This is a genomic window from Mangrovimonas sp. YM274, from assembly GCF_030908385.1.
Classification (GTDB): Bacteria; Bacteroidota; Bacteroidia; order Flavobacteriales; family Flavobacteriaceae; genus Mangrovimonas_A.
Map to the genome: position 1 here is coordinate 1667501 of NZ_CP133091.1, position 19010 is coordinate 1686510.

The following is a 19010-nucleotide window of genomic DNA, read 5'->3' on the forward strand; positions in this document are numbered from 1 at the left end:
CAGATATACATATGAAAACATTATACACATTATCAATCGTAGCTGTAACAGCATTGTTTATGAGCTGCGGAAGCAAGGACGCAAAACAGGAAGCGCAAAAGGGACCAGCAGTAGCCGTAACCGTAAGTCCTGTTAAGGCTGATGGAAATAGCACATTTTTAAGTGTTAGCGGGAAAGTACAGGCCGTAAACAGTGCCGATTTGAGCACCCGTTTTATGGGGTATGTAAATAGTGTCCCTGTAAAAGTAGGAGACCAAGTTAGAAAGGGTCAATTGTTGGTAGCTATCAATAATAGTGACCTTGAGGCCAAGCGCGCACAAATCAATGCGGGAATTACCCAAGCCACTGCAGCGTTTAAAAATGCCGAAAAGGATTATAACCGCTACAAAAACCTATTTGCACAAAACAGTGCTACCCAAAAGGAATTTGATGATATTACGGCTAGATATGATATGGCAGCGGCCAATCTAGAGGCGGCTAAACAGCAGAAAAATGAAATCAATGCCCAAATGGCCTATACCAATATTACCGCGCCTTTTAATGGAGTGGTAACAGCTACTACGGTAAAGGCAGGAGATATGGCGAATCCAGGAATGCCATTGGTATCCGTGGAAGGTCCTGGGAACTTTGAGGTTATTGCCATGGTACCGGAATCGGATATTTCAAAAGTGGCCAAAAATCAAAAAGTAGAGGTATTGGTAAAAGCAACCAATAAAACCTATGAAGGGAACGTAGCGGAAGTAAGTACTTCAGCAAAACATACCGGAGGGCAATATGTGGTAAAAATAGCCTTGCCTAAAGCAGATGATAAGATTCTGTCAGGCATGTTTGCCACAGTACAATTCCCTATGGAAGGCACTACCCAAAAACAAATGGTTTTGTTGCCAACTTCAGCAATTGTTACCAAGGGACAATTAACGGGAGTCTATACGGTAAGCCAAAATAACACCGCAGTATTACGTTGGTTACGATTGGGGCGTACCTATGGAGATCAAGTAGAAGTATTGTCTGGTTTGGATAGCAGTGAAACCTATATCGTTTCAGCTGAAGGTAAATTATACAACGGAGCTTCAATAACCATTAAATAAGCAGAACAGATGAAAGAAGGTTTAGCAGGAAAAATAGCCAAGAGCTTTATAGGCTCTAAGCTTACAGTGCTCCTTATGATTGTGTTTATGGTCATTGGGGTCTATAGTTCATTTTTAATTCCTAGGGAAGAAGAGCCACAAATTGATGTGCCTATGGCTGATATTTTTGTGGGGTATCCTGGCGCTAGCCCAACTGAGGTTGAGTCGCGTGTGATCAAGCCCTTGGAAAAATTGATTAGCAATATCAAAGGGGTAGAATATGTGTATTCTACGTCTATGAAAGAGCAGGGAATGGTGATCGTTCAGTTTTATGTGGGCGAGGACATCGAGCGTTCCTTTGTAAAGCTGTACAATGAGATTAACAAACATATGGATCAAATGCCACAGGGGGTAACCATGCCTTTGGTGAAAACGCGTGCCATAGACGACGTGCCTATGTTGGGATTGACCTTGTGGAGCGAAACTTATGACGATTACCAATTGGGACAAATGGCCCAAGAGCTTCGAAACGAAATTGAAAAGGTAGGAGATGTTGCCATTACCCATAAAATTGGAGGACGCGACAGACAGCTTCGTGTGGTTTTGGATAAAGATAAATTGGCAGCTAGTGGATTGGACTTTTTGGAAGTATCCAAAATGATTCAGGCCAATAATGCCCAAATGGGAGCAGGAAGCTTTGATAAGAACGATACCGAATTTTTGGTGAGCTCCGGAGATTTCCTAAAAACCGTGAGCGATGTTGAGAATTTGGTGGTAGGTGTTCAGGATAACAAACCTATTTACCTAAAGCAGGTTTCCAAGATCATCGACGGACCAGAAGTGCCAGTCAACTATGTGAGTTTAGGATTTGGACAGGGAAGTGAAAAGGCAGCTGAGTTTCCTTCGGAATATGCAGCGGTAACTATTTCGGTAGCCAAAAGAAAGGGTGCCGATGCCATGAAAATTGCCGATGTGATCCTCGACAAAGTATCGCATTTGGAAAGAACCTTAATTCCTGACGATGTGCATGTGGAAGTTACCCGTAACTATGGAGAAACCGCTTCACATAAAGTGTCGGAATTGTTATTGCACCTTATCGGTTCTATCATTGCTGTAACCTTTGTGGTAATGTTGGCCATGGGATGGCGTGGTGGTTTGGTGGTGTTTTTATCGGTGCCTATCACTTTTGCCTTGACCTTGTTGAGCTACTACATGCTGGATTACACATTGAATAGAATTACGCTTTTCGCTTTGGTATTCGTAACGGGTATTGTGGTTGATGACTCCATTATTATAGCAGAAAACATGCATAGGCATTTCAAAATGAAACGCTTGCCGTTTAAGCAGGCCGCCTTATATGCGATCAATGAAGTTGGAAACCCTACTATTCTAGCGACTTTCACGGTAATTGCTTCGGTATTGCCAATGGCCTTTGTATCTGGATTGATGGGGCCTTATATGGCACCAATGCCAATTGGGGCGTCCATAGCGATGATTCTGTCTCTGTTTGTAGCCTTGACCATCACACCGTATTTAGGGTACATATTTTTACGTGAAAAGGATAACAAGCAGCATAAAGAGAAAACTGAGAAGCCTCTGGAAGATACCTTTATCTTCAGAATGTATAACAAATTTGAGCGCCCCTTATTGGAAAACCGCTTCAAACGTTGGATGTTCCTAGGGTTTACCTTTGTCTTATTGCTAGGGTCTATGGGACTGTTTATGACCAATTCCGTAGCGGTGAAAATGTTGCCTTTTGATAACAAAAATGAATTTCAGGTGGTAATTGACATGCCGGAAGGCACCACTTTGGAGCGTACTGCTATAGTGGCTCAGGAAATTTCACAATATCTTTCTACTAGGCCGGAAGTGGTGAGCTATCAAAATTATATTGGGACTTCAGCGCCAATTACTTTTAATGGATTGGTAAGACACTACGATTTGCGTGGTGGTAGCAATATGGCTGATATTCAGGTAAACCTTATTGATAAAGGGGAGCGTAGTGCACAGAGTCATGATATTGCCAAGTTACTGCGTCCGGATATTCAAAAGATTGCGGCTAAGTACAATGCCAATGTGAAATTGGTGGAAGTACCGCCAGGGCCTCCAGTTTTGTCAACCATTGTTGCTGAGGTGTACGGTCCAGATTATGATGAGCAAATTGCTATTGCCGACAGCATTCAAACCATTCTTAAAAATACCGATGATGTGGTGGATATCGATTGGATGGTAGAAGCAGATCAGGTGGAGTATGAGTTTGTTATCAATAAGGAAAAGGCCATGTTGTACGGTGTGGCTCCGCAGCAGATTACACATACCTTGAATTTGGCTTTGTCCAATCGTGCGATTACCAATTTGTACGATGAGGATGCCTTCCGTCAAGTTGGTTTGGTGTTGAGTTTGGATGAAAAAGAAAAGTCCACCATTCAGGATATTGCCCAGTTGCAAGTGAAATCTCAAATGGGGAATATGGTATCCATTAGTGATTTGGTAGACATCAACCCGGTAACCCGAGCTAAGAGTATCTATAGAAAGAACCAAAAGCGTGTGGTATATGTATTGGCCGATATGGCTGGAACTTTGGAAAGCCCTGCCTATGCCATTTTAGGAATGGAAAAGAAACTGAAAGAGATCGATTTACCTGAAGGCTATGCTTTGGAGGAATTATACATCAACCAACCCGAGTTTGAAGATGACTATACTGTAAAATGGGATGGTGAATGGCAAATTACCTTGGAAGTATTCAGGGATTTGGGAATTGCCTTTATGGGAGCCATTATCTTGATCTACATCTTAATTGTAGGTTGGTTCCAAAACTTTAAAGCACCTGTGGTAATGATGGTGGCCATACCATTATCATTGATCGGGATTATTTTAGGACACTGGATTATGGGGGCATTTTTTACTGCGACCTCATTTATCGGAATGATTGCCCTTGCGGGAATCATGGTACGGAACTCGGTATTGTTAATTGATTTTATCAACCTAAGAGTAGCCGAAGGGGTGCCACTGAAACAGGCTGCCATTGAAGCGGGAGCTGTGCGTACCACGCCAATTTTGTTAACGGCAGGTACGGTAGTAATTGGAGCCTTTGTGATTTTGTTCGATCCTATTTTCCAAGGGTTGGCAATCTCCCTAATGGGAGGGACTATTGTGTCCACAGTATTTACCTTGCTGGTAGTGCCATTGGTATACTATATGATAGAGCGTAAAAAGCATAATTAAAAAACACAGGAAATGAAATTAGTAATAGTTACGGCTGTAGAAGACTTTCAAAAGGACGTCTTAAAACTCTTTAGGCAAGCCAATATTGAGAGTTTTAGTAGTTCGGATATTGATGGTTATAAAAACGTACCCGCTGTATTGGCAACTAGCAGTTGGTTTCCGGGAGAATCCAGCGGAAATGAGTCCATCTTGTTCTTCTCCTTTACAGAAGAAACCAATATAGACCTATTGTTTAAGTTGATAGAGGAATTCAACAGCCATATGGAAACCAATAACCCAATAAGGGCGATTGTTATTCCTATAGAAAAGAGTATTTAACACTAAAAATATAAAGTTATGATGAATAGATATATCCGTGTTATTGCAGGGACGTTTATAATTATTAGCGTATTGCTTGGCATGTTTGTAAACGAAAATTGGTTATGGTTTACCTTATTTGTAGGGGCCAACTTGTTGCAGTCTGGAATTACCAAATGGTGTTTGATGGAGGACATCCTTTCAAAGTTTGGTGTAAAGAAGGAAGGCGATTGTTGCGCTTCCAAATAAAGGTTGTTTTTGGTTACTGCAAAACGCCCACTGAACACAGTGGGCGTTTTTTCTTCGGCATAGAGCAATAGGGCAGATGACTATATGATATGCCTTTTTTATATATCTAAACCGTTTCAATTTTTAAAGAAGTCATAGTCAGCGATCCCGCAACCGGCTTATCATTAAAAAGAGTTACTTTTTCATTTTTGTCCTTTAGGGCCAAGGTGTAAAGCAACGGCAAATAATGTTCTGGGGTAGGGATGGCTAAATCAAAGGCCTTTCCTTGAAACCTGAAGTTGATAAGGTTTTGGTGATTGTCATCCAGAATATAGCTTTTCATTTTTTCATTAGCTTCAGTCGCCCAATCGTATGCAAATTCTTCATTAAGTTTATTCCAGGCCACCATACGAAGGTTGTGAACCATGTTTCCACTACCTATAATCAAAACGCCTTTATGGCGAAGTTTTTCTATTTCCTTAGCCAATTCATAGTGATATCTAGGAGATTGCGTATAATCAATACTCATTTGGATGACAGGGATATCTGCATTAGGGTACAGGTGCTTGATAACACTCCAAGCGCCATGGTCCAGTCCCCATTTTTCATCCAAACCAACATTTGTTTTGGTTATTAGATTTTTGGTTTCCTGCGCCAATTCTGGGCTGCCCGGTGCGGGATATTGCACATCGAACAACGCTTGGGGGAATCCACCAAAATCGTGAATGGTAGGTGGGGTTTGCATGGCCGTAACAAAGGTACCTTTAGTTTCCCAGTGGGCCGAGATACAAAGAATGGCATTGGGACGAATGAGCTCTTGACCTAATTTTCTAAAGGCCTGCACAAATTCATTTTCTTCAATGGCATTCATGGGGCTACCGTGACCTAGGAATAATACAGGCATTTTGCCTGTATTACTCATGGATGCGGTCATTTTATTTAAATCTTTTAAATTCATACTAGCACTTATTAAAGGTAATAACGCCAAGGATTTTAAGAATTTTGTTCTCTCCATTTCATAAACAATTTATGAAACTTGTTTTACAAATTGCACTTCTGCTAAAATTCTAACCTCTTCGCCAACCAGAACACCTCCTGTTTCCAAAGCGGCATTCCAATTTAATTCCCAGTCTTTACGATTTATTTTTCCTGTGATTTCCAAAGCCAATTTTTCATTGCCCCATGGATCTTTATTGGTTCCGCCGTAGGTGACATTTAAAGCTACTTCATTACTAATGCCTTTGATGGTAAGTAAGCCTTTCAGTTTGTATTCATCATCATCTACTTTATTGAAGGATTTGCCTTCAAAAGTAATGGTTTCGTGGTTTTCAACATCGAAAAAGTCAGCGCTTTTTAGGTGGGTGTCCCGTTCGGTGTTGTGAGTGGAAATAGAACCAGCCTGAATGGTTGCCGTTACTGGTGTGTTAAAGAAATCGTCTCCATTTACAGAGGCTTCAAACTCGGTGAAACTTCCTTTGACATTAGAAATCATTAAGTGTTTTACTTTAAAACCTATTTCGCTGTGTGTTGGGTCTATAACCCATGTTGTTGTTGCCATTTGATAAAAATTTTAATTACTGTTTCTAGTTTATTTGATATGTTTTTTGTGTTATTGAGCAAGTCCTATTTGTCTCATAAAATCTTGATTGTCGTAGAATAGGTATTCTTCAATCATTTTACCGTCTTTCCAATGACCTATGGTTGCCATTCTCAATTTGAATTTTTTGCCAGTTGGAGGTATGGTTTTTCCATCACCAATGGGCATTGGTTCTGAAAAAGTTCCTTCTAATTCGCCTATTACCGCGGTCCAATCGCCACTGCCAAAGCGTACAGGGTGCTTTTCGATTTTTGTATCGGGAGCAAAAATGAACATGGGTTTTAAATCGTCTATATGAGAAGGAAACAACCCTTTTGTAGTGCTTCCGTCTGCATTGTACACTACAATATCGTCAGTATGGCTATGGCTGAATTTGTCCCATTTTTGATTGGTAAAATACTCAAAGTCTAGTGTGTCAAAAGTAGCTAGCCGCTGCTTTATTAAAGCTTCATTGGCTTTATAGCCTTGCAACTCGGCTTCTAACTTGTCTAGTTTAGTTTGAAGCTCGTTGGTGTTGTTTTGGGAACAACTGCTAAACAATGTTACGGCCACTAGCGTAACGATTGTTAGAATTCTTGAATTTTTGAATGTTGTTTTCATGTGTAATCATTTTATTTATAGCTGATTAAATTGCTGATACAAAGATGAAAACAATAAGCGGTTTAGTTGTTACACTAATCGGAAATAGGATTGTAGATTTAGGAAACCAATATTTTTTTCATGTCGTCTCTAAATTCACTGGGGGATTGTCCTGACTTTTTTTTGAAGACATTAGAAAAGTATGAATTTTCATTGTAGCCCAAATCATAGGCTATTTCTGAAATGGTTTTGTCTGTGGAAATGAGCAAGTTTTTGGCCTCAATGAGTTTTCTGGTCTCAATAAGTTCCGATACGCTTTGCTCCATGATGTTTTGACATATCATGTTGAGGTTTCGTGAGGACATAAAGAGTTTTTCGGCATAAAATTCTACACCAACAGGGCGGTGGTAGTTTTCCTCCAGAATAGTGAGAAAGTTTTTAAAGGTTGTATTTTGTGTTTTTTCCAGGGGTTCGTTTGGGGTTTCCAGTTTTTTGCGTTCTACCTCAATCATTGTAAAGAGAACACTCAATAGCTGTCTTATAATAGCATAGTTAGGAGTACCTTGTTGGGTTTCTTCAAAGATCATTTGGCAGAGCTTTACCAAACGTTCTGTGCAATAGTCCTTGTTTAATTTTAAATTGGCTTGATTATGGTATAGCGAATAAAGTTGAAAGGTGCTTTCTGGGATAAACTCACTTTTAAAGCGAAGGCTCCAAATGTCGCACTTGCCATTGATAGCTTTGGGAATGACACGGTGCAATTTACCTTTGGTAATAAAGCTCACAAACGGAGCTTCGATAGTTTTGGAGTTAAAGTCTATAAAGTGTTCCAATTCACCTTCAAGGCCAATAAGCAGTTCCTCAAAATCATGATTGTGTGGTTCATCTGGTTGTGAGGCTATTTTTTCGGCCTCGGCGGCATCAACTTTAAAAATATGGAACAGTTTGTTCATTTTGGAACCAATTGAAATTAGCTTGAATTAATGTTTGATAGCTAACAGAAATATACAAAAAGGATTCCGTATCAGGAACCCTTTTTGTGTAATGTTTAAAGTGCTTGCTTAACCGATTGGGTCAAAGAAGTTGTGGGTCTTCCCAAAAGTTTTGACAATTGCTGTCCATCGTCAAATAAATCACCTCGTGATGCAGAAACATCCCAACTAGCTAAACCTTTGGCCAGTCCTTCTGGAGCTCCAGCTTCCAATAAAATAGCGGCGTATTCTTCTTCCGGTAGATTGTTATAGGAAATGGTTTTTCCTGATTGTTTCGATATTTCTTCGGCAAGGTCTGTTAAAGTGTAGCTTTGGTCGCCAGCAAGCTCCAATGTTTTACCCTTGTAGCTGTCATCTGTGATTACAATGGCCAAAGCTTCGGCATAATCCAATCTAGCAGCCGATGAAATTTTTCCATTTCCCGCGCTGCCAATAAAAGCCCCGTTTTCTAACGCATTTGGTATAGAAGCAGTATAGTTTTCAGAATACCAACCGTTGCGTAAAATTGTAGCATTAATACCGGAGTCGTTGAGTGCCTGCTCTGTGGAAATATGTTCGCCTGCCAAACTTAATGAGGAAGTGTCTGCGCGTAGCAAGCTGGTGTAGACAATCCAATTAACGTTCGATTTTTTTGCAGCGTCAATAACATTTTGGTGTTGGCGAGCTCTTTGACCTATTTCGTTAGCCGAAATAAAAACCAATCTATCAATGCCTTCTAGAGACTTTTCTAAACTTGAAGGATCATTATAATCGAATTTGCGTGTTTTGACACCTAAATTTTTGGCTTTCTCTGTGGACCGAACTAAGGCTACTAAATTCTCAGATTGTTCTCTTTTTAACAATTCCTGTACCACTAATCCCCCTAATTGACCAGTAGCACCTGTTATACCTATTTTCATAATGTTTGTATATTAAAGTTTCTGTTGTATATTTGATTTATAAAAGTATTTAACTAACTTTTAGTAAGTCAAATATACTATGTAAGTTTTTAATATGCAATAGGTTACGATTTCGTTAAATACTTACTTTGAAGTTAGTTATAGTAATAATCAGTCTTGTATGGAAAAAGAAAATTTGAAAAAATACAGTAATGTAGAAGAATGTCCGGTTAGAAATGTATTGGATAAGATTGGTAATAAATGGTCATTATTGATTCTGCTGATCTTGGAAGAAGAAAAAGTATTACGATTTAATGAATTGCATAGTTATATAGTGAGCATCTCTCAAAAAATGTTAAGTGTGACCTTGAAAAGTTTGGAAGCCGATGGGCTGGTAAAGCGCACTATTTACCCTCAAGTGCCCCCTAAAGTGGAATACGAGTTAACAGAAAGAGGCAGCTCTTTATTGCCACATATTCATAGTTTGGTAGCCTGGTCTAAAGACAATATTAGAGATATTAAGCAGTCCAGAAAAGACTATGAGGTAGTATCTCAAAAATAACAGCCCTTTTAAAATAGTTATTTTGTAATGTAGCCAATTGCTACAGGCTTTCTTTGGTAAAGAATGTAATTTAAATAGAGATTTACGACTCCTTATAAGAGCACAAAGGAATTTTAAGTGCAGTAATCACTATAAACCCCCGAATAAGAAAACGAATGAACACAAAACAAACCGCCTATTCTATTTTGGAATTAGCATTGATATCTAAAGGACAATCGGTGCAACAAACGTATAAAAATGCCGTGGCGCTGGCGCAAAAAGCGGAAGCCTTGAACTATACACGAATTTGGTTTGCCGAGCACCATAACATGATGGCTGTGGGTAGTAATGCTCCAACGGTGTTAATAGGGCATGTGGCCCAGCAAACTTCAAAAATACGCGTGGGGTCTGGAGGGGTGATGTTGCCTAACCATTCTCCTTTAATTGTAGCCGAGCAATTTGGTACACTCGGGAATTTATATCCCAATCGTGTTGATTTAGGTTTGGGGCGAGCTCCAGGAACCGATCGTGACACGGCTATGGCCATAAAATCAGATTTTTTGCAGGCCTCGCATTCCTTTCCTAAGGATATAGAACAGATTCAGGCTTTTTTTTCAAAACATAATGAATTGGCAAAAGTTAGGGCTGTGGTTGCGGAAGGAGTAGACGTACCTATTTATATTTTGGGCTCTAGTACGGATAGTGCTCATTTGGCTTCCAGAAAAGGGTTGCCATATGCCTTTGCTAGTCATTTTGCGACAGCACATTTAGATGAGGCCTTAGCTATCTACAGGGCGCAATTTGTGTCTTCCGAAGTTTTGGAACATCCATATGTCATTGCTGGAGTAAATGTAATTATTGCTGAAACAGATGAAGAAGCCAAGCGATTGCAGACCTCTTCCTTGCGCATGATTATTGGGATGTTTACAGGAAAACGCGATTATTTGAATGCGCCAACAGACATGACACCAGAATTAAAGGAAATTATGCAACATCCATCTATTCAAAACATGATTAAATATAGTTTTGTGGGAAGCAAGGCAACTGTAAAAAAACAGGTTGAGGCTTTTTTAAAGCAAACTCAAGCAGACGAACTTATAATATCTACAAATGTTTATGATATCAATGATAGATTATATTCGTTGGAAAAGTTTGCAGAGGTGATGCAAGAGGTAGGTGTGGTAGAGGTTGAATAGAAGATAGATGAAAACCTGTGGCTGAAATAAGGATATACAATTTACGTATTGTACCTCCAAATCCCATTTATGAGCGGGTTGTTGCTTTTAAAAAGCAATTTATAGATGCTTTTGGTCCGCTGCAATATTCCAAATCCAAACCTCATGTTACCTTGGTACAGTTTGAAATGGACGTGGACTATGAGCCCTTATTGATAAAGTATTTTTCCGCTCTGTCTGATATGGAGACGTTTAAAATGACTATTGAGGGGGTTGCTGCGTTTGAAAAAGGATCCAAGGTGTTACTTTTAAAGATAAGTCCCTCCAAAAATTTTGAGCAATTGCTAGCTCAAATCAAAGTGATATGGAGAAGGGATTTACATAGAGGGCTAACTGCATTAAAAGTATCCAATACACCACATATCACGATTTCAAAGACAAAAGATGTAACTACTCTCCATAAAAGCCTTGAACTATTTAAGGACATTGCTTATTTCAAGGAATTTGAAGTCAATGAACTTGTTTTATTGTCAAGGCCTCATGGAAAGACTTGGGATTGGGAATGTCATATACCATTATCTTAACACCTTTTTTAGGTGTTAATGATTGGTTGTGTGTGTCAGTTTACTGCTTTTTTAGGTCATGTTCCCAATATGCACCGCTTATGTCGGTCATTTTAATGGTGTATTTACCATTTGGTAGGTTGGCTAATATACTATCGCTCAAGTTTAAGGTTGCTTTCGCTCCCAAAGGAACAATTAGACTGTGGGCTCCCGGTTTTACTTTGGCTATATAGTAATTTGAAATTTGATAGTTCATTAGTAATGACAAATCTGTTTGAGATAATTGAAATACAGGTTTCTGCTGATCATCCAATAATTCTATACCAATAATCCAAGCGCCGTAAACATCGACCCCTTCAGTTCTAAAAACATCAAAAGACAGGGTTTGATTGTTCAGTTTTCCTTGGGTAATCTCAAGTTTTGGTTTTACTGATTTGTTATGGAGGGTGCCCCAAAGGCCTCCGTGAAATATCTGGTTGGTCATTAGGGTAATTCCCAAAACGCAAAGAGAGCCCATCAATACAAATCTTGAAAACACTTGCTCTCTAATAGGGAGGGGGCCTGAGCCTAACAAGGCGAACCATTTCTTTGTTATGAATGAAAATCGCTTCTTGAAAAAATAATGGTCTACAGAATATGTACCACTACCGGTAAGAAATAATACAAAGCCGGCAGCAATTCCTAAAACACCTATCTGCCATTCGTCTAAACAGGTTGTTCCTATCCAACCCGAACCAAGCAAAATTCCCATAGCAAGACCAAAAACCCCTATGCTCATTAATCGAGTAAATATGCCTAAAAGAATACCAAGTCCCACAATGCCCTCAATGATGGTAAATATTACCATGTTAATCCATAAAATATCTGGGTTTTCCACCAAATATTGAATTATGGGCTTTATTCCCAATGCATGGGGTAAAAAGTGGTTGAATTTCTCGCCAATGTAACCTGCTGCCTCAGGGTCAAGTTTGTCTGCAAGGATAGTGCGTCTCCAAAAGGCTGAAAAATAGGTCCAGCCAACCACAAGCCTTAACGCTAGTACTAAAAGGCCTGAATCGTTTTTTATAGTGATTTTATTCATATTATGAGCTTAAATAGTTAGTGTTATGAATCCTTGTTTAAGGAGTTGAAATCCATACAGAATTCCGTTTTCTACTATTGTTATGTTTTTAGGAAGTTTGGTGATGTCTACATTAAATTTTTTTAGGGAAATGCCACAGGCAAATACTTTTACGTTTTGAGATGAGGCCTCTTTTAAAAGTGCTTCAAATGCACTATTATTGGGAATGTCGCTTACCGTTTTTCCGCAGATTATCATATGAAAGTTGCCATAGGTTGGGCCGTCTTCCTGTTTTAGCTCATTGGCTGTTAATAAAACCGGTTTGAGCTGCTGCAGGTTTTTTGATAGGATTAAATAATTGTGTTGTTCTGAATTGTTGTCCTGAGCCTTCATTTTTGATGTGTTGAGGCTGAAAAGACAGATACTAAATAAATATAGAATTGTATGTTTCAATGTTTTTAAGTTTTGCGGATTTTGTTAAATACCATTAAGAATGACGAGCTCATAGGCTGTGAAATACATGAGCCTAGGCAGCAGTAGCGCTAGACTGTAGCTGCTCGTATAACCTTTAAAAGGTCATTCTTAATGTTTGATAATCAGTTTTGATTCCTGATTTAATAAATAGGAAAATGGTGTGGATTAAATATAATCCTTGAAGTTTCTGTATAAAATATAGAGAGGAACACCGTAGATGGAATGCGTCAAAGTGTAGCCTAATGTTAAAGGCTTGTTTTGAAGCGCAACTGAAGAGGTGAAACTAGAAGTGTTGCCATGTTCCAAATCTGGAGTGTACTTCTTCGAGACTTTCGTGCTGCTTGCAATTTTGAAATCTGTAGTGTAGGAGCTACAATGCGCATTGCTAAGCGTTGTTTTGCTTTTGTTGCTCACCTCGGTTTGAGGAAGTTTTAACTGCACCTGAACAAAGTTTCTGACCTTGCAAGGTGTTAGTAATAGCAAAAATGCCAATACCAACATTGGATATAGCGCACGGCCTGCTTTTGTATGTAATGGCTCACTCACATTACAAACATAGAAAATATTTATCTGGGAATTAGAGAGGAGTTTCTTAACAATTGTTAAAAGATAGTTTTAGTAGTATTTTCTTTAATGAAATTCACCCTTAAAACGGTTGTATATTGATTGCTAAAGAAAGATTATGTCTTCATGGTTTCTAAAGTAACAACTTTCCATTGAATTTTATGATATAGATTATAACGTGCTTTTGTTGCCTTCAAAATAGCCGTGAAAATAAAGTGAATACTCATATGGTGTTGTTTTTAAGATGTTGTATTTTAGAGTGTTGTTTTGGGGTTTTTGGGGTTCGGATGTTTGAATAGGAAGTTGGTTAAGGAGTGCGCTAAACTTTTGAATAGATCTTTTTGTAGAAATTTTCACAAATTTTTAATATATCAAATCACAATAATAATAGTAATACTATTAGATTTGTGTTTTTAACAATTATTGAAATGATTAATTTGCTGCAAAACTTTAAAATTGAAGTCCCCAAAGGCATCTATATTAAGGATCCTGAGACGTCCGATTTGGGAAAACGCATCGTTAAGCATAGCATTGAACTGATTGATGAACTAGGTTTTGAGCAGTTCAATTTTAAAAAGCTTGGAACGACTATCAATTCCAATGAAAGTTCTGTTTATCGGTATTTCGAGAGTAAGCACCATTTGTTGATGTATTTAACCTCTTGGTATTGGGTTTGGATTGAGTATCAATTGGTGTTGGAGACGTTTGCGTTAAAAGATCCAAAGGAAAGACTTGAAAAGGCTATTGAGGTATTAACAAGGACTACCGAGGAGGATAGTGATTTTGCACATATCAATGAGGTGCTGCTTAATAAAATAATCATTAAAGAAAATGCTAAAGCCTACTTAACCTGTGATGTCGATAGCGAGAATGAGGAGGGGTTCTTTATGCCCTTTAAGCGGGTGGTGAAACGCTTTGCAGAAGTGATTCAGGGCTATAACAACACTTACCAGTTTCCGTTGAGTCTGGCCAGTTCTACGGTTGAGGGAGCTTTGCATCAGCACTTTTTTACAGATCATTTTAAGACATTAACCAATAATACCGAGCCTACATCGGTAACCCAATTTTATACCAGCATAATCTTTAAAACACTAATGCATGAAGAATAATAACAGTTTGTCACCTTGGAAACGTTTTTTAGGTTTGGTTCAGTTAGAACGGGAAGACATTTTTAGAGTTGCTTACTTTGCGATTTTTGAAGGTATTTTGGCCTTGACATTACCTCTGGGGATTCAAGCCATCATCACGCTTTTACAAGGAGGTCAAGTGTCTACTTCATGGATTGTATTGGTGGTTTTGGTAACTTCTGGTGTGGCCTTTACGGGTATTTTAAGGCTTTTTCAAATACGAATTATTGAGAGCATCCAACAGCGGATTTTTGCTAGGGCTTCTTTTGATTTGGCATATAGATTTCCAAAAATAAAGATGAACCAGATGCGCAATTACTATTTGCCTGAATTGGCAAACAGATTTTTTGATACGCTAAGCATTCAAAAGGGGTTGTCTAAAATTTTAATTGATATCCCATCTGCATTCTTACAGGTTATTTTTGCCCTTATTTTATTGTCATTTTACCATCCATTTTTTATTGTATTCGGTTTACTGTTGATGGGGCTCATTTTTGTAGTGTTTAAATACACGGCCAAAAAAGGTTTGGATACCAGTTTGAAAGAGTCTAAATACAAATACAAAATGGCGCATTGGCTCGAGGAAATTGCCCGTACCGTAATTAGTTTTAAGTTGTCAGGCAAAACCAGATTGGCCCTTAATAAAACGGATGATTTGGTCTATGACTATGTAAAGTCAAGAGAGAACCACTTTAAAATTTTAATGCTTCAGTTTAAGCAAATGATTGGTTTTAAAGTTGTGGTTACCGCAGGATTGTTATTGGTAGGTGGATATTTAGTGCTTAACCAACAAATGAATATCGGGCAGTTTGTAGCCGCAGAAATTATTATCATTTTAATTATTGCTTCTGTCGAAAAACTCATTTTGGGCTTGGAGTCCTTTTATGATGTATTGACAGCTATCGAAAAATTGGGACAGGTGGTTGATAAGCCTGTTGAAAATCAATATGGAGAGGAAATTGGAGCGGCCAGACCATTTACTATCGAACTTAAGAACGCCGGCTACCGGGTAACCAATCGCACAAAACCAATTTTAGAACACATTTCCTTTAAGATTGAACCAACGGACCGTGTGTTAATTCAAGGGGAAAGTGGGTCTGGAAAGTCAAGTTTGTTACAGCTCATTTCTGGGGTATTGGCCCCAACAGATGGCTACATCTATATTGATAATTTGTCTATAGAAAGCCTGCATATTAATAAATACCGATCGCATTTAGGAATGGTGCTTTCTGAGGAATCTCCTTTTGAGGGAACCATTAGGGAAAATGTAACTTTTGGGGACACTGATATAACCGATGAATCCATTTTCGGGGTGTTTGAAAAATTAGGGTTGACTTCCTTTTTAAAACGACAACCTAAGGGATTGAATACGCTATTGAAACCTGAAGGGAAGCAGATTCCGTACTTTATTTCGGCTAAGTTGTTATTGGCTAGGGCTATATTAAAAGATCCTAAGGTTCTAATATTAGAAGAACCTTTAAAGCAATTTAATATTGAAGAATCAGAAAAAATCTTTGAATATTTATGTGATGCCTCCAACCCTTGGAGTGTAATTGTAGTGAGTAACCTAAATGTCTGGAAGCGTATGTGTAACAAACACATTATTCTTGAGGACGGTCATGTAATTAACCTGTAAGCGCTATGTTGAACATTTCAAATAATAAAGTCTCAGAATTTTTGGATCTGGAACAATTCAAGTCCGGTCAAGCTACCTTGCATAAAAGCCATCATAGACTGTTTAGAAGGGTGTTATTGGTGAGTACTATTTTGTTGATTATTATTTTGTTTCTACCATGGACACAAAATATTACCAGCAAAGGTTTGGTAACAACCTTAAAGCCCAACCAGCGGCCGCAGACCCTTCAATCGCCTATACCAGGTCGAATTGATGCTTGGTTGGTTCAGGAAGGTGATTTTGTAAAGAAAGGGGATACCATTCTTAAAATATCCGAAATCAAAAGTGACTATTTTGATGAGCAATTAACGGATCGTACAGGCGATCAAATAAGGGCTAAGTCAGCTTCTGTTCAAGCTTATAGGTCCAAAGTAGGAGCTTTGAAAAATCAATACACAGCACTACAACAAGAGCAAGTGTTGAAATTGGAACAGGCCAAGAACAAGTTGCTTCAATCCAAATTAAAGGTGGAATCAGACAGTATTGATCTGGAAGCTATAAAAATAAAAGCCAATATTGCCCAAACTCAATTTGAAAGAACTGTAACCCTTCAGGAGAAAGGTCTTAAAGCGGTGAAGGATGTGGAGGAATACCGAAACAAACTGCAGGAGGCTAATGCCAAGTTGATTTCTCAGGAAAACAAATGGTTGGCTTCCAAAAATGAAGTAATCAATTCCGAATTGAATATTTCTACAATAAGAGCTACTTATGGGGATAAATTGGCCAAGGCACAGAGTGATTTGTTTTCGGCCGAATCAAATGCACTTGATACCGAAGCGCAAGTATCCAAGTTGGAAAATAGTTTAGCCAATTACGAAAAACGTAATAGTTTGCAGTACATCACGGCGCCACAGGATGGTTATATCAATAAGGCTATAATATCTGGAATAGGGGAAACCTTTAAGGAAGGTGAGCCTTTGGTAGGGATTATGCCAGCTAATTATGAACTCGCTGTAGAAATGTATGTAAAGCCCATAGATTTGCCACTGTTGCACAAAGGAGAACATGTACAGGTAGAATTTGAAGGTTGGCCTGCTATTGTGTTTAGTGGATGGCCTAATGTTTCCTATGGTACGTACGGGGCGCATATAGTAGCTATTGAAAATTTTGCTAGTCCAAATGGTATGTATCGGGTATTGATTACTCGAGATCCAGATTATGGGCCTTGGCCGGAAGCCCTTCGGGTAGGTTCAGGAGCTAAAACAATAGCGCTTTTGGAAGATGTGCCAATTTGGTTTGAATTGTGGAGACAGATCAACAGTTTTCCGCCAAATTTTTATGCACCATTGGGTCCCGAAGCAGCACAAAAGAGCGATTTAAAAAATAACTCCAACAATTAAGAATTCATAATGGTTTTTAAAAATATACAATTTCCAAACGGCTCATCGGTACTCGTTACACTGTTCTGTATATTGGGGTTTACAGTTCAGGGACAGGTTGTTTCTGATAGTGTTTTTACCTTGGAAGAATATTTGGGTTATGTAAAACAGTACCATCCTATTGTGAAACAGGCGCAATTAATGGCGAGCGAAGGGGAAGCTAAACTTTTGAAGGCGCGAGGTGCCTTCGACCCTAAGATAGAAGTAGATTATAACACAAAGGAATTTACGGGGACCGAATATTATGATAAGCTCAATGCAGCCTTTAAAATTCCCACTTGGTATGGAATAGAACTAAAGGCCAATTACGAAAACAATGAAGGTTATTATTTAAATCCTGAAGCCACGGTGCCAGAAGATGGGCTGTATAGCGCAGGGGTGTCCATGTCTTTGGCTAAAGGATTTTTGGCTAATGAGCGCATGGCAACCTTAAAGCAAGCAAAGCTGTACAGGGACATTAGTTTAAACAAGCAGAGTTTGGCTGTAAATGAGGTTCTCTACAAGGCAGTGGAGACCTATTTTAGCTGGTTAAAGTACTACCAGGAATACCAAGTATATACCTCTTTTCAAGAGAATGCTCGGGAACGCTTAGCTAATGTAGTGGTTAGTTTTGAAGCAGGGGACAAGCCTGCTGTTGATACTCTGGAGGCAAGTATCAATTTTAAAAATAGAGCTCTGGATGTTGAAAAATCCAGAATCAACTATGTGAAATCCCAATTGGAACTTTCCAATTATTTGTGGTTGGAAAATAATATCCCTGTAGAATTGGATGCTAGTCTGCTGCCAGATGAAAACTCTTTTTTTATCGCAGATCAAGTTTTAAATAGTAGTTTATTGGAGGTTAACGAAGAACTTTTGGAAAATCACCCCAAAATACAGACAATCAATTTGGAAAAAGAGCAATTGATTTTAGAAAAACGACTGAATACAAATAACCTTTTGCCTAAAATAGACGTACAATATAATTTTTTAACAAGCGATTATGAACGGATTAATTCGTTGACTACCCATAATTACAAGGCAGGGCTTAATATAAGTATGCCGTTGTTTTTGAGAAAGGAACGCGGTGACTTGAAGCTAACTAAATTGAAACTACAAGATGTGGAGTTTAGTTTGTCGGCTACAAAGGTAAGTTTGCAAAATAAACTTAACGCGGTGCAACAAGAAATAAGCTCCTATGAAACTCAAAGCAATATAGCTCAAAATTTGGTAGATGATTATACCCAATTGGTAGCTTTTGAAGAAGAACGTTTTGAATTGGGAGAGGGCTCCTTGTTTTTGATCAATTATAGAGAGGCCAAATTAATTGAAACGGAATTAAAGCGTATTGATATTAATAATAAAGTATTGGTGACAAAGGCTAAGTTTGCCCAAATATTAAATACCTTGGAGTAGATTAGATAATGTTCCCGAGATAAAACAACTCTTACTATCTAATGGTTAATTATGCTTTGGAGCAGGTCATAGTTTAACCGCATCCTTTTTCAGTTATCTTTGTAAAGGTTTCGCATATGTTCATTTTGGGAATTTTGGGGCTGCGAAATCGGTAATCCATAAATAGTTCAGCTTTTCAATTAAAATGTAACCTT

19 protein-coding genes are annotated in these 19010 nt (G+C 38.6%); 11 read left to right on the top strand and 8 right to left on the bottom strand.

What is annotated here, in order from left to right:
- Positions 1 to 11: 11 nt before the first annotated feature.
- Genes RBH95_RS07315 through RBH95_RS07330 form a run of 4 tightly spaced genes read left to right on the top strand, consistent with a single transcriptional unit; the run spans position 12 to position 4838 of the window.
- Positions 12 to 1088 carry an efflux RND transporter periplasmic adaptor subunit gene (locus RBH95_RS07315; RefSeq protein ID WP_307902028.1) on the top strand — a complete coding sequence of 359 codons (1077 nt, stop codon included), beginning with the start codon at positions 12 to 14 and terminating at the stop codon, positions 1086 to 1088.
- Positions 1089 to 1097: 9 nt separating this feature from the next.
- Complete coding sequence (locus RBH95_RS07320; RefSeq protein ID WP_307902029.1) at positions 1098 to 4292, top strand: efflux RND transporter permease subunit; 3195 nt, start codon at positions 1098 to 1100, stop codon at positions 4290 to 4292.
- A 12-nt stretch (positions 4293 to 4304) separates the two neighbouring features.
- Positions 4305 to 4610: a hypothetical protein gene (locus RBH95_RS07325; protein WP_307902030.1), complete on the top strand. Its 306-nt coding sequence runs from the start codon at positions 4305 to 4307 to the stop codon at positions 4608 to 4610.
- An 18-nt stretch (positions 4611 to 4628) separates the two neighbouring features.
- A complete protein-coding gene (locus RBH95_RS07330) occupies positions 4629 to 4838 on the top strand; it encodes a DUF2892 domain-containing protein (protein ID WP_053977237.1) in 210 nt (69 codons plus the stop codon).
- A gap of 106 nt (positions 4839 to 4944) precedes the next feature.
- Here RBH95_RS07330 and ygiD read toward each other — a convergent pair whose 3' ends face one another.
- From ygiD to RBH95_RS07355, 5 genes are all read right to left on the bottom strand, one after another.
- Positions 4945 to 5832, bottom strand: a complete 888-nt coding sequence (gene ygiD / locus RBH95_RS07335; protein WP_374047819.1) for a 4,5-DOPA dioxygenase extradiol — start codon at positions 5830 to 5832, stop codon at positions 4945 to 4947.
- Positions 5833 to 5844: 12 nt separating this feature from the next.
- The gene (locus tag RBH95_RS07340) at positions 5845 to 6375 is read right to left on the bottom strand and encodes a YceI family protein (RefSeq protein ID WP_307902031.1); all 531 of its coding nucleotides are present in this window, start codon (positions 6373 to 6375) and stop codon (positions 5845 to 5847) included.
- Positions 6376 to 6426: 51 nt separating this feature from the next.
- Complete coding sequence (locus RBH95_RS07345) at positions 6427 to 7014, bottom strand: ester cyclase (RefSeq protein ID WP_307902032.1); 588 nt, start codon at positions 7012 to 7014, stop codon at positions 6427 to 6429.
- 98 nt (positions 7015 to 7112) lie between these two features.
- Entirely contained in the window at positions 7113 to 7946 is an 834-nt protein-coding gene (locus RBH95_RS07350; RefSeq protein WP_307902033.1) for an AraC family transcriptional regulator, read from the bottom strand.
- A gap of 95 nt (positions 7947 to 8041) precedes the next feature.
- On the bottom strand, positions 8042 to 8884 hold the full coding sequence (locus RBH95_RS07355) for an SDR family oxidoreductase (protein WP_307902034.1): 843 nt from the start codon (positions 8882 to 8884) through the stop codon (positions 8042 to 8044).
- A gap of 160 nt (positions 8885 to 9044) precedes the next feature.
- On the opposite strand from RBH95_RS07355, the gene RBH95_RS07360 reads away from it, so the two are divergent.
- The 3 genes from RBH95_RS07360 to RBH95_RS07370 all read left to right on the top strand — a co-directional run bounded on the left by RBH95_RS07360 (position 9045) and on the right by RBH95_RS07370 (position 11163).
- A complete protein-coding gene (locus RBH95_RS07360) occupies positions 9045 to 9425 on the top strand; it encodes a helix-turn-helix domain-containing protein (RefSeq protein WP_307902035.1) in 381 nt (126 codons plus the stop codon).
- Between the two features lie 155 nt (positions 9426 to 9580).
- A complete protein-coding gene (locus RBH95_RS07365; protein ID WP_307902036.1) occupies positions 9581 to 10600 on the top strand; it encodes an LLM class flavin-dependent oxidoreductase in 1020 nt (339 codons plus the stop codon).
- Positions 10601 to 10617: 17 nt separating this feature from the next.
- Positions 10618 to 11163: a 2'-5' RNA ligase family protein gene (locus RBH95_RS07370; protein WP_307902037.1), complete on the top strand. Its 546-nt coding sequence runs from the start codon at positions 10618 to 10620 to the stop codon at positions 11161 to 11163.
- A gap of 40 nt (positions 11164 to 11203) precedes the next feature.
- Here RBH95_RS07370 and RBH95_RS07375 read toward each other — a convergent pair whose 3' ends face one another.
- The 3 genes from RBH95_RS07375 to RBH95_RS07385 form a co-directional block, all read right to left on the bottom strand.
- Complete coding sequence (locus RBH95_RS07375; protein WP_307902038.1) at positions 11204 to 12223, bottom strand: TQO small subunit DoxD; 1020 nt, start codon at positions 12221 to 12223, stop codon at positions 11204 to 11206.
- Between the two features lie 9 nt (positions 12224 to 12232).
- Complete coding sequence (locus RBH95_RS07380; RefSeq protein WP_307902039.1) at positions 12233 to 12655, bottom strand: sulfur reduction protein DsrE; 423 nt, start codon at positions 12653 to 12655, stop codon at positions 12233 to 12235.
- 186 nt (positions 12656 to 12841) lie between these two features.
- On the bottom strand, positions 12842 to 13117 hold the full coding sequence (locus RBH95_RS07385) for a hypothetical protein (RefSeq protein ID WP_307902040.1): 276 nt from the start codon (positions 13115 to 13117) through the stop codon (positions 12842 to 12844).
- 551 nt (positions 13118 to 13668) lie between these two features.
- On the opposite strand from RBH95_RS07385, the gene RBH95_RS07390 reads away from it, so the two are divergent.
- From RBH95_RS07390 to RBH95_RS07405, 4 genes are read left to right on the top strand one after another with little or no spacing between them, the layout of a single operon-like run.
- A complete protein-coding gene (locus RBH95_RS07390; protein ID WP_307902041.1) occupies positions 13669 to 14349 on the top strand; it encodes a TetR/AcrR family transcriptional regulator in 681 nt (226 codons plus the stop codon).
- Positions 14339 to 16003 (top strand): peptidase domain-containing ABC transporter, encoded by a 1665-nt coding sequence (locus RBH95_RS07395; protein ID WP_307902042.1) that lies wholly within the window; start codon positions 14339 to 14341, stop codon positions 16001 to 16003. Before RBH95_RS07390 ends, RBH95_RS07395 begins: the two co-directional genes overlap by 11 nt.
- A 5-nt stretch (positions 16004 to 16008) precedes the next feature.
- Positions 16009 to 17382, top strand: a complete 1374-nt coding sequence (locus RBH95_RS07400; protein ID WP_307902043.1) for an HlyD family secretion protein — start codon at positions 16009 to 16011, stop codon at positions 17380 to 17382.
- Positions 17383 to 17391: 9 nt separating this feature from the next.
- Positions 17392 to 18816 (top strand): TolC family protein, encoded by a 1425-nt coding sequence (locus RBH95_RS07405; protein WP_307902044.1) that lies wholly within the window; start codon positions 17392 to 17394, stop codon positions 18814 to 18816.
- Positions 18817 to 19010: the final 194 nt, after the last annotated feature.

Excerpts from the sequence above, each read along its gene's own strand:
- RBH95_RS07315 (WP_307902028.1), top strand. The coding sequence starts at position 12 with ATGAAAACATTATACACATTATCAATCGTAGCTGTAACAGCATTGTTT.
- RBH95_RS07320 (WP_307902029.1), top strand. The coding sequence starts at position 1,098 with ATGAAAGAAGGTTTAGCAGGAAAAATAGCCAAGAGCTTTATAGGCTCT.
- RBH95_RS07325 (WP_307902030.1), top strand. The coding sequence starts at position 4,305 with ATGAAATTAGTAATAGTTACGGCTGTAGAAGACTTTCAAAAGGACGTC.
- RBH95_RS07330 (WP_053977237.1), top strand. The coding sequence starts at position 4,629 with ATGATGAATAGATATATCCGTGTTATTGCAGGGACGTTTATAATTATT.
- ygiD (WP_374047819.1), bottom strand. The coding sequence starts at position 5,832 with ATGGAGAGAACAAAATTCTTAAAATCCTTGGCGTTATTACCTTTAATA.
- RBH95_RS07340 (WP_307902031.1), bottom strand. The coding sequence starts at position 6,375 with ATGGCAACAACAACATGGGTTATAGACCCAACACACAGCGAAATAGGT.
- RBH95_RS07345 (WP_307902032.1), bottom strand. The coding sequence starts at position 7,014 with ATGAAAACAACATTCAAAAATTCAAGAATTCTAACAATCGTTACGCTA.
- RBH95_RS07350 (WP_307902033.1), bottom strand. The coding sequence starts at position 7,946 with ATGAACAAACTGTTCCATATTTTTAAAGTTGATGCCGCCGAGGCCGAA.
- RBH95_RS07355 (WP_307902034.1), bottom strand. The coding sequence starts at position 8,884 with ATGAAAATAGGTATAACAGGTGCTACTGGTCAATTAGGGGGATTAGTG.
- RBH95_RS07360 (WP_307902035.1), top strand. The coding sequence starts at position 9,045 with ATGGAAAAAGAAAATTTGAAAAAATACAGTAATGTAGAAGAATGTCCG.
- RBH95_RS07365 (WP_307902036.1), top strand. The coding sequence starts at position 9,581 with ATGAACACAAAACAAACCGCCTATTCTATTTTGGAATTAGCATTGATA.
- RBH95_RS07375 (WP_307902038.1), bottom strand. The coding sequence starts at position 12,223 with ATGAATAAAATCACTATAAAAAACGATTCAGGCCTTTTAGTACTAGCG.
- RBH95_RS07390 (WP_307902041.1), top strand. The coding sequence starts at position 13,669 with ATGATTAATTTGCTGCAAAACTTTAAAATTGAAGTCCCCAAAGGCATC.
- RBH95_RS07395 (WP_307902042.1), top strand. The coding sequence starts at position 14,339 with ATGAAGAATAATAACAGTTTGTCACCTTGGAAACGTTTTTTAGGTTTG.
- RBH95_RS07400 (WP_307902043.1), top strand. The coding sequence starts at position 16,009 with ATGTTGAACATTTCAAATAATAAAGTCTCAGAATTTTTGGATCTGGAA.
- RBH95_RS07405 (WP_307902044.1), top strand. The coding sequence starts at position 17,392 with ATGGTTTTTAAAAATATACAATTTCCAAACGGCTCATCGGTACTCGTT.